An 8,976-nucleotide genomic window follows, 5' to 3' on the forward strand; every position below is an offset into this window, starting at 1 on the left:
GCAATTTTTTCGCTAATTTCATATCCTTTTTTCTTTGCCTGATTGAAGATTTCTTCAGATTTTTGTTTAGTCACATCATCTACAAACTGGTGCTTTTTTGCCATCTTACCGAATTCTTGGGTTTTTTTCTTTGCATGGTGTGCTTGTTTTTTTAGATCCTTGATTATCTCATCTTTAGTTTTACGTTTGAATCGTCTGGTATATTCTTCAATAATTAAAACAGGGAATGGGCTATACTCCACATCAAGATAATATTTGATAATCACATCATCAGATAATGTCTTTAGATATTCTTTAATCGATTTTTCTGATTTTATTTCCATGTTTCTAGTTGAAGGATTACTCATAAAAAGATTCAATTCTTATTTTTTAATGGCATCTAAAATGAAAAAATATTCGTAATTATGCCCCCTTGTTCATTTCAATCACACATGTGCTTTAGTCAAATAAAAAAAATATCAAAAATAGTTGAAATTTGTAATCGACCAACAAGTGCAAGACATTGAGATGCCTGAGAATCTCAAATTAAATACATTTTTGCAAGAATTTCATTCTGATTGTCCTAGTCCCGAATGTAGTTTTGGATTTTATGGTTTTGCATTTGGGCAATCACCATTTCATGTGCCAATTCAAATTCAAAAAGCATTAATCAAAAATGTAAACAAAGGAGCATATGCCCCTATTCAAGGGATTAATGAATTATGTAATGCCATTTCAGAATACAGTAAGCATTATTTTCATGTAGATGTTGATCCAAAACGAATCTATGTTGGCCCTGGAACAAAAGAAATACTATTCAATCTTTTAGAAATACTCCATGGTACAGTAATTTTACCAACACCAGCATGGTTGGGGTATCTTCCACAAATTAGATTCTTAAAGAAAAATTATCACATGTTGCCAACAGGAACAAATAAAAAGATCAACCCACATGACTTGAAGAAGTTATCACTTCGATTGCAAGATAGACAAAAAATTCTCATACTAAATAATCCAAATAATCCAACAGGTCTTTTGTATGATAAATTAGAATTAGAAAAAATTGCCGAAGTATGTAGAGAACAAAATATCATAGTAATTTCAGATGAAATTTATGCACAAACAACATATGATTTTTCAAAATTTGTAACCATGGGAAAAATTTACCCTGAAGGAACATTTGTGACAAATGGTTTATCAAAATCACATTCGGCAGGAGGATATAGAATAGGATATGTAATTTTCCCAGAATATGCAGAAGATGTAAGAAATCAATTCAAAAAAATTCAAGCCACAGAGTACACTTCAGTATCAACACCAATTCAGCATGCTGCAGTAGAAGGATTTCGATTTAGTAAAGAGATGGATGAATATCTCAACATTACAAGAAAGATTCATGAAATTATGGGAGAATACACATACCATGGTTTAAAACATATTTCAGGAATTAAATCTACAAAACCACAAGCAACATTTTATCTTCTTGCAGATTTTAATCAATTTAAAAAAGAGTTTCAAAGGTCAAACATTCCAACTTCACAGAAATTCTCCGAATCATTAATTCAGCATCCATATCACACAGCAGTTGTAGGTGGTGACACGCTTGTTTTAGAAAGAACTGATTTTAGTGCACGAATGGCATTTGTAGACTATAACGGTAGACAGGCATTTGAAAACTATTTGAACAGCCCCCCAAAAACAAATTCAGACAAAATTGAGTTTGTAAGAGATAATGCACCAAGAATAGTGTCAGGATTAGATATGATAGAATTGTACTTTGAGCATTTAACACAAAATTCAAAATCCAATATAGAATGTAAATATGAAGAATTTACAGTTACAAACTAGAATAAAAACTACTAAAAATTATAGGTGTAATCACAATTTTTTACAATTATTTTTGTAACTGCCATGAAGAATTTGAGATAGTCTGGCCATCTAAAGTTTCAACTAGTTTTTCCCATACTTGCGGTACGGGTTCAGACTCAAAAAAATAAACTTTTTTCACAAGAATTGTTTCAATTTGTCTTGTATAGTATAGTGTGTGTTTACTCTAAGCTGACTTTGGAAATTCAATAGTAAAGGTTGTAGGGTTGTTTGAAACTGAAATCTTTCCTTTGTGTTGTTCTATGATATTTTTACAAATTCCCAACCCTAATCCAGTTCCTGTTGGCTTTGATGTGAATAAAGGTTCAAAGACATGAGGTAAAATATCTTTTGGAATACCAGGACCAGAATCAATGATGGAAATCTTCACCCATGTGCTAGTTTCATTAATTTTTACAGATATTTTTCCATTATTATTCATGGCATACATTGCATTAACGAATAAATTCACAAAAACAGATTGTAATTTAATGGAATCACATTTTATCTTGACATCATTTTGTGGTAATTCAATAGTTACAGCATTTGGAAAATTAAAACTTGAAACAGATTGATTTAGAATATTCAAGATGGATGATTTAGACATATTCAATTCTTTAGTTCTTGCAAATTCTAATACATCATCTATGATATTGAAAATTTCTTTAACAGATCCTTTCATTCTAGCATATGTTGATTGTGACAAATCATCTTTTTCAGTTGATTTTAGTTCTAGCATATCAAGACTAGATTTGATCACACTAAGAGGATTTTTTAAATCATGAGCTAATCTTGAAGCCATTTGGCCAACAGCATAAAGTTTTTCTAATTTTTGAATTTTTTTATTTTCTTTTTTTAATGTTTGAAATATAACATAAATTGTTACAACGTACACTAAAGCATTAACTATTGGTAAAACTATACCCAAAATCTCTTTTTGTTTTATTGCTTTGTTAGCATCAATTGTAAGATTTTCGGTTAGTGAATCAGTTACACCAAGTAACTCAGATTCTATTTGTTCAATTTCAAGTAGGTCTTTACTAGTAAGCGATCCACTTAATCCTTGAAGATTATGAATTATCAGCTGTAATTCGAAAAATCTCTCTTCTATCACTAACAAATCTGGAAGATATTGATCTGAAAGTGGTTTGATGGAGTTACCCAAAAAAATACCACCATTTTTTAAAAGAAAGATATTCTGTGAATAGTCATCAAAAACTTTGTAAAGTTTTGCTTTGGTAGTAATTCCATCATCAAATTTATCAATTTCATGTAAGGCTAAAGCAGCATACATTCTGTTTTTCCCTGCAAGGTTGACATGATTAACAGAATTTACTTCTTGAATTTCTACTAGATATAATGAACCAAAACTTGCAGAAATAATGAATATCTGAGAAATTATTAATAAAATGATAATATGCTGTGATTTCACAATAATTTTTCAATATTGCTACATTTGACTTTTTATCGCAACTTTAATTGATGTAATCTTTTTCTCATAATCCTTCTTCATCTAAATCTGGCTCAGCATCAATTTTTTCAAAAGTCATATCCCTTTGTTGACAGGATTCGCATTTTTCCATTAGACCAAATTCATTTTTGTACTGACCTTTTCCATCACATCGGAAACAAACCAATATATTCAAATTTATCATGATATGCATTAAGGTTTACTCTGAGTATTCACTTTCAGAGATAATTCAAATTAAAGAGTACGAGGTATACGGATCCGACCGGATTCGTGTTTGTGAGATTCTATCGTAGTTTCAAATATAAAATAGATCATAAAAAATTTCCCAAAAATCAAAATTATTTGTAGGTTTGATAGAGAATTCTACTAAATTCACCTTTTGTAATAATTACATCATTTCTTAATTTAGAAATGTTCTCCACATGAGAAGATAATTGCTCATCAAAGTCTGCAGGTCTTTGAGGGTTATGAATGAGTGTTTTGAGAAGAGTTTTTTCAGCAGTGAGTTGCTGTAATAGATCATTAATCTTTATTTCAAGTTCATCGGCTTTTGTGGAAGAATCAGAGTTTCCAGAAGGGTTTACAGTAATACTTTCAGGATCAGTTGCAATGATTTTTCCTGAACTAAGTTGACATGTATTTGGAGATATTTTATCACCCAATCTTACATGAATAGTTTCAAAATCTGATGACAAAGTTATCACAGGCAATCTAACTTGTTTCATTCCAGCACATGCTTCAAAAAATACATCATATGTATTTGGAGAAGCCACTGATGGACTAGCAGATATTTTGGTTGCAGTCTCACCTTCAATAGGATGTCCTAAAAAGGATAATTTCTGGGGAATGTCTTTGGATTTTTCAGGAGTGTAAAGTATAAAGTATATTCTCTGAAGATCTTCTCTTGCATCATTTAGCTGTTTTCTTAAATCAATAATTTTTGAACTGATAGATTGGTTATCTTCAGTGTTTTCTTTTCCAAATGCCTTTTTGGCATCTTGAAGTTGTAGTTTGAGGGATTCTACTTTTTCTGAGAGTGTTAAAATTGTTTGAGAGATATCGCCTTTGTTTTGAAGTGTTGCGCTAATAGAATTAGGGTTTGAAGCTTTGATTGTTAAAGCACTTGTCACGCATGAATTTGGGGATACAGTTTCAGGTATCTCATAGTGAATTGTCTCGCTATCTGAGCGAACAAGAATAGATGGCGATACAATTGTTTTAGAAGAAGCACACACATCAAATACGAAATCATAACTGCTTATGGAGACTTTAGAGATTTGTTTTCCAAAATCAGAGGATATTGGGGTTAGGATTAATTGGTTTATAGTTCCTGCAGATAAAGCCAAGTTTGTTTGTACATCATTTAATTTAGTCATATCCACTGGTTTTGCCCATCCAAGCGAAACAAGTTTTGATACGGTATCAACATTCACACAAGATACAGTATTTGTCCTATCTTTGAAAACTTTGAATTTTCCACTTTCACAAATAACATCTTCTGCAGTTATGCCAAAAGTGGTTTGTTTTTTGGGAGAAAGAACATCAGCATATACATCAGATGGTACTTGTAAGACAAGAATAGTTAATGATGCAATTACAGCAATTAAGAAAATAGATTTATTCATGATCAATCTTTTTTGGGAAATCTATTAAATTTATTCATTTTGGACTAGGTACAAACATGTTATTAATCAAGAATAATCATCCTTCAAAAATATCCAAGATAATCCTACCACATCCATTGCACATGTATTTTCTCTAGATAATATTATTGGACGAATTTTTTCCCTTTCTTGTACTGGTGATTCTGCCAGAATTGTTGAAGGCTCAGGTTGCCTTGGTTTTGTCGTTAGACTTTGCATGATAGAAATAATATTGACAGTTATATCATAATAGCCTATGATTTGTGGTATGCCTTTTTTGAGTATCAATCCAAACGGATTTGAATCTGTAGAGTTCCACATTTTTTGACAGTCCTTAAAAATCCAGAAATGGTATAAACTACTGTAAACAAATGTCTAGAGCTGTTTCTGCCAGTATACCAAATGACTTGCATGCTGGAACTTAAAAAGAACGTGAGAAAAGCGGACCCGACCGGATTCGAACCGGCGACCTATTGCTCCGCAAGCAATCGCACTATCCAAGCTATGCAACGAGTCCAAAAAAATTGAGAGTTTTACGCTTAATTTGGATTGCTATTTCTCAAAGTGGTTGAGCAAAAATGTATGGAGTTTCATCAGTTTCATGAAAAGTCCAAGCAGTAGGTAAAGAAATTGTTTGAACAGAAGTCAGATCATTTTTTTCAATTAATGTACCCCAACCAGCATTATTTTTTGGATCTGGAGTATATTTTTTAGAATAAGTTCCTGCAAAAACCCATCCAGTATTATTTTTCAAATTAGAAGTTGAGAGAATTTTTTCTAAGACACCAGATGCCAAAGCAACACCGCCCATCTGTGCTAAACCACCAATGAAAAATATTGGTTTTTTCAGAGCAAGAGAAGAATAATCAAACATTATGGCATCAGCACAATAAGGATGAAAATCAAGTATTGTAGTAAGAGGTTTTTGTAATTCAACTAGCATATCATCAATTTCTATGCTGTAAGATTCTAAATTCAAAACTTTGGCGCAAAATGCAATTCTTCCATCACCGGATCCAATATCAATTATTTCAGAGTATCCAAGATCTTTTGCAAGTAATGCTCCAACATAACCAGACATTATCCAAGTAGGAGAAAACGGAGCTCTACTTGAAGAATGTTGAATGCTATTTAGCCAATATTTGTTAATGTCACCTTCATAAACAATACAATCTGTTTGACCAATTTTTTTCTCAAATGAATCATAATAGATAGGATTCCTTGTTGCAAACTCATGCAACAATTGTAAATCACTTTCTTTTATTGGAAATAGATTAGATTTTGATTTTGGAATTACTTCTTGAATCTGACTAGTGCCATCATAGATTGTTGCAAATTCTTTTTTTAATTCAACTAAATTCTTTGCAATGTCTTTAATCATTTGAGAGTCCTTTTTCATATTGTTCAACAAATTCTTTAGTACTCATTTTTTGACGTAGTTCTTCAAATGATTTAGCATCAGATTCTATTTGCTCTTTTGATTTTTCACCAGAATTTCCAGATTGTAAGTTTTTTGTAGTTTCTTGGATTGATGATACAAGTTGTTGTGTAATCTTTGGGTGAACATCAGAGTTAAATTTTTTAGAAATAATTGATTCAGTATTTTGAATTTTATCAAGTAACAAACTATTCTCAGAATTAGTCTGTGCTTTAATCATGGTAATCATAGAGGACACATTTATGACCTGATAATATGTCTCAATAATTTCATGTATTGACAAGTTAGATTTGGTTTCAGCAGTGTTTATCAAATTTTGAAGTTTTTCTGATTCAGTCACAAACATTCGAGAAACATCTTGAGCAGAAGTCATATAGAAAAATCAAAGTTCAAATTTTTAAAAATGTTAGGATTATGCTTCTTTTTCTGCAGGTTTGGTAAAGACATAGTTCATTATCAAACCAGCAATGATTCCACCCAATATTGGTGCTGCCCAGTATAACCAATGGAATTCCCAGAATCCAGAAATTAAAGCAGGGCCAAATGTTCTTGCAGGATTAACTGATGCACCTGTTAATGGTACAGCAACTAGGTGAATTAGAAAAACCATTCCACCAATAGCAAGTCCTTGAATTCCAGGAGTTGCTTTTTTGTGAACTGCAACCATAAAGATTACTGTAACTAGGAAGAATGTCAAAATTGCCTCTAGTGCAAATCCAGAGCCAATGCTGTTGTTGATTAAATCACTTGGGCCTCCTTGAGTTCCAAAGTTTACTTTTGCGCCAAGTTCAGGCAATATTGCCATAAGTGTTGCAGCTGCGGCTACAGCGCCGATTAATTGTGAAATAATATATCCAATGCCATCTATAATTCCAATTTTTCTTGTAATCATCATAGGAATAGTAACTGCAGGATTAATGTGAGCACCAGATACATGTCCAAATGCATAAACCATCAAAGCAATGGCACCTCCGTGTCCAAGAGAGATAAACAAAACAGATTGTGTTGTTAATTCTTCGCCAAATGCAGAAACTGCTAAAATTACTGAAAGAGGGCCAAAGAACACTAAACCATATGTTGCAATTGCTTCTGCAAGATATGCTCTTGGATTAACCATCAAGCAAAAACCACTCGAGTTACCATATAAAACATTCGGAACGTAATCCTGATCTTATCTTGTCAAAAAGTAATTAATTATGGATAAATCGATTTGTAAATGTATGATTTCTGAAGGCGACCCAGTACCAAAATTTGAGGTAAATGATTCAAATGGAAATAAAGTGAAATCTTCGGATTTTAAAGGGAAAAAACATGCCATTTACTTTTACCCAAAAGATTTCACTCCAGGGTGTACTACTGAGGCCGATGAATTTTCAAGAGACTATAAAAAATTTCAAAAGGCAGGAATTGAAATTATTGGAATTAGTCCAGATGATGTAGACTCGCATAAAAAATTCTGTGACAAAATGGGAATAAAATATCCATTATTAGCTGATGTAGATAAAGAAGTCTCAAAGATGTTTGGTGTTTGGGGAAAGAAAAAATTCATGGGAAGAGAATACATGGGGGTTGCAAGAAGTACTTTTCTTGTAGATGAGAAAGGGAAAATTTTTAAAATATATCCCAAAGTAAAACCTGCAGGACATTCAAAACAAGTTTTAGATGATTTCTTAAATTAAAAAATAAGTAAAAGAAAAAGTTGTAGAAAGATTAGAAACCTTTTGGAAGTGTGCCTCTAGAAGATTTTGGTGCTTCAGGTTCTGGTTTTTGTTCAAAACCTTTTGGTAATGCACCACCTTTTTTACTAGATGCAGAGCTTGCTTCAGCTGCGGCTCTTGCTTCAGCTGCAAGTGATTCTTGGTATGCTTTCTCTTGATCAATTCTTTCTTGTTCAATTCTTTGCAAGTAATCTTGTTCATATTCTTCAAGTTGTTCTTGTCGTGATTTGCCTTCATTTCCACCATAATTGGTTTGTTGTTGTGGAGGTGCTTGTTGTGCTTGCTCCAGTCCTTTTGGGAGTTTACCTTTAGCTGGTTTTGGTGGCTCTGGAGTTGGTGCTTGTTGTGCTTGTGCTACAACGCCTTCAACACTCATGTTAACACCACTAAATGATCCAAATCTTTTGTCAGCTGGATGGAATGCCATTCTTTGTCTTGTTGCAAAGTATTGGTTTGATGGTGCTGTGTAACCAGTAACTGTTGCTTTTTGATCATTCCAGTTTCTTGTTGGAACTTTTCCTACAGGGGCATGTAGTCTAACAAAGTATCTGTTAGATGCTGGAGAATAACCTGTTACTTTTGCTCTGTAATCATGAAATGATGTCATTGGAGCAGTATAGTATGCATTCTCTAAAGCCTCTTGTACTGTTGCTGGAGGTTGTGATGTTGTTTCAGCTGGTTTTGGTGCATCCTGTGGTTTAGGAGCTTCTGCAGGTTTTGATTCCATACCCTTTGGTAGAACACCTTTAGGTTTGGTAGTTGGAGCAGGCTTTTCAGCTGGTTTTGCTGGAGATGGTTTTGTTTCTGCGGGTTTGACTTCAGCAGGTTTTGTTTCTGCTGGCTTTGTCTCAGCTGGTTTTG

The 8,976-nt window shown here is 32.9% G+C and carries 10 protein-coding genes, 1 tRNA gene and 1 pseudogene; 2 read left to right on the plus strand and 10 right to left on the minus strand.

Going from position 1 to position 8,976, the window contains the following annotated elements; translation table 11 throughout:
* A pseudogene (locus tag ACW9W3_RS10735) lies at window positions 1–323 on the minus strand (hypothetical protein); the annotation flags it as partial.
* Between the two features lie 145 nt (window positions 324–468).
* Here ACW9W3_RS10735 and ACW9W3_RS10740 point away from each other — a divergent pair.
* Window positions 469–1,827 carry a pyridoxal phosphate-dependent aminotransferase gene (locus ACW9W3_RS10740; RefSeq protein ID WP_457766123.1) on the plus strand — a complete coding sequence of 453 codons (1,359 nt, stop codon included), beginning with the start codon at window positions 469–471 and terminating at the stop codon, window positions 1,825–1,827.
* 205 nt (window positions 1,828–2,032) lie between these two features.
* On the opposite strand, the gene ACW9W3_RS10745 is transcribed toward ACW9W3_RS10740, so the two are convergent.
* The 8 genes from ACW9W3_RS10745 to ACW9W3_RS10780 form a co-directional block, all read right to left on the minus strand.
* Window positions 2,033–3,277: a sensor histidine kinase gene (locus ACW9W3_RS10745; RefSeq protein ID WP_457766124.1), complete on the minus strand. Its 1,245-nt coding sequence runs from the start codon at window positions 3,275–3,277 to the stop codon at window positions 2,033–2,035.
* 64 nt (window positions 3,278–3,341) lie between these two features.
* On the minus strand, window positions 3,342–3,482 hold the full coding sequence (locus tag ACW9W3_RS10750) for a hypothetical protein (protein WP_457766125.1): 141 nt from the start codon (window positions 3,480–3,482) through the stop codon (window positions 3,342–3,344).
* 172 nt (window positions 3,483–3,654) lie between these two features.
* A complete protein-coding gene (locus tag ACW9W3_RS10755) occupies window positions 3,655–4,941 on the minus strand; it encodes a hypothetical protein (protein WP_457766126.1) in 1,287 nt (428 codons plus the stop codon).
* 66 nt (window positions 4,942–5,007) lie between these two features.
* Window positions 5,008–5,280: a hypothetical protein gene (locus tag ACW9W3_RS10760; protein WP_457766127.1), complete on the minus strand. Its 273-nt coding sequence runs from the start codon at window positions 5,278–5,280 to the stop codon at window positions 5,008–5,010.
* A gap of 121 nt (window positions 5,281–5,401) precedes the next feature.
* Window positions 5,402–5,476 (minus strand) — tRNA-Arg (locus tag ACW9W3_RS10765).
* Between the two features lie 42 nt (window positions 5,477–5,518).
* Window positions 5,519–6,340, minus strand: a complete 822-nt coding sequence (locus ACW9W3_RS10770) for a hypothetical protein (RefSeq protein ID WP_457766131.1) — start codon at window positions 6,338–6,340, stop codon at window positions 5,519–5,521.
* The gene (locus ACW9W3_RS10775) at window positions 6,333–6,770 is read right to left on the minus strand and encodes a hypothetical protein (RefSeq protein WP_457766128.1); all 438 of its coding nucleotides are present in this window, start codon (window positions 6,768–6,770) and stop codon (window positions 6,333–6,335) included. The genes ACW9W3_RS10770 and ACW9W3_RS10775 overlap by 8 nt, the downstream gene beginning before the upstream one ends.
* Before the next feature lie 39 nt (window positions 6,771–6,809).
* On the minus strand, window positions 6,810–7,514 hold the full coding sequence (locus tag ACW9W3_RS10780; protein ID WP_457766129.1) for an MIP/aquaporin family protein: 705 nt from the start codon (window positions 7,512–7,514) through the stop codon (window positions 6,810–6,812).
* Window positions 7,515–7,617: 103 nt separating this feature from the next.
* Here ACW9W3_RS10780 and bcp point away from each other — a divergent pair, with 103 nt between their 5' ends.
* On the plus strand, window positions 7,618–8,076 hold the full coding sequence (gene bcp, locus ACW9W3_RS10785) for a thioredoxin-dependent thiol peroxidase (RefSeq protein ID WP_457766132.1): 459 nt from the start codon (window positions 7,618–7,620) through the stop codon (window positions 8,074–8,076).
* Between the two features lie 31 nt (window positions 8,077–8,107).
* On the opposite strand, the gene ACW9W3_RS10790 is transcribed toward bcp, so the two are convergent.
* Window positions 8,108–8,976, minus strand: an 869-nt coding sequence (locus ACW9W3_RS10790) for a trans-sialidase (protein WP_457766130.1), incomplete at its 5' end; no start/stop codon positions are given.

It is taken from the genome of Candidatus Nitrosopumilus sp. bin_68KS, from assembly GCF_054095825.1.

Excerpts from the sequence above, each read along its gene's own strand:
- ACW9W3_RS10755 (WP_457766126.1), bottom strand. The coding sequence starts at position 4,941 with ATGAATAAATCTATTTTCTTAATTGCTGTAATTGCATCATTAACTATT.
- ACW9W3_RS10760 (WP_457766127.1), bottom strand. The coding sequence starts at position 5,280 with ATGTGGAACTCTACAGATTCAAATCCGTTTGGATTGATACTCAAAAAA.
- ACW9W3_RS10770 (WP_457766131.1), bottom strand. The coding sequence starts at position 6,340 with ATGATTAAAGACATTGCAAAGAATTTAGTTGAATTAAAAAAAGAATTT.
- ACW9W3_RS10775 (WP_457766128.1), bottom strand. The coding sequence starts at position 6,770 with ATGACTTCTGCTCAAGATGTTTCTCGAATGTTTGTGACTGAATCAGAA.
- ACW9W3_RS10780 (WP_457766129.1), bottom strand. The coding sequence starts at position 7,514 with ATGGTTAATCCAAGAGCATATCTTGCAGAAGCAATTGCAACATATGGT.
- bcp (WP_457766132.1), top strand. The coding sequence starts at position 7,618 with ATGATTTCTGAAGGCGACCCAGTACCAAAATTTGAGGTAAATGATTCA.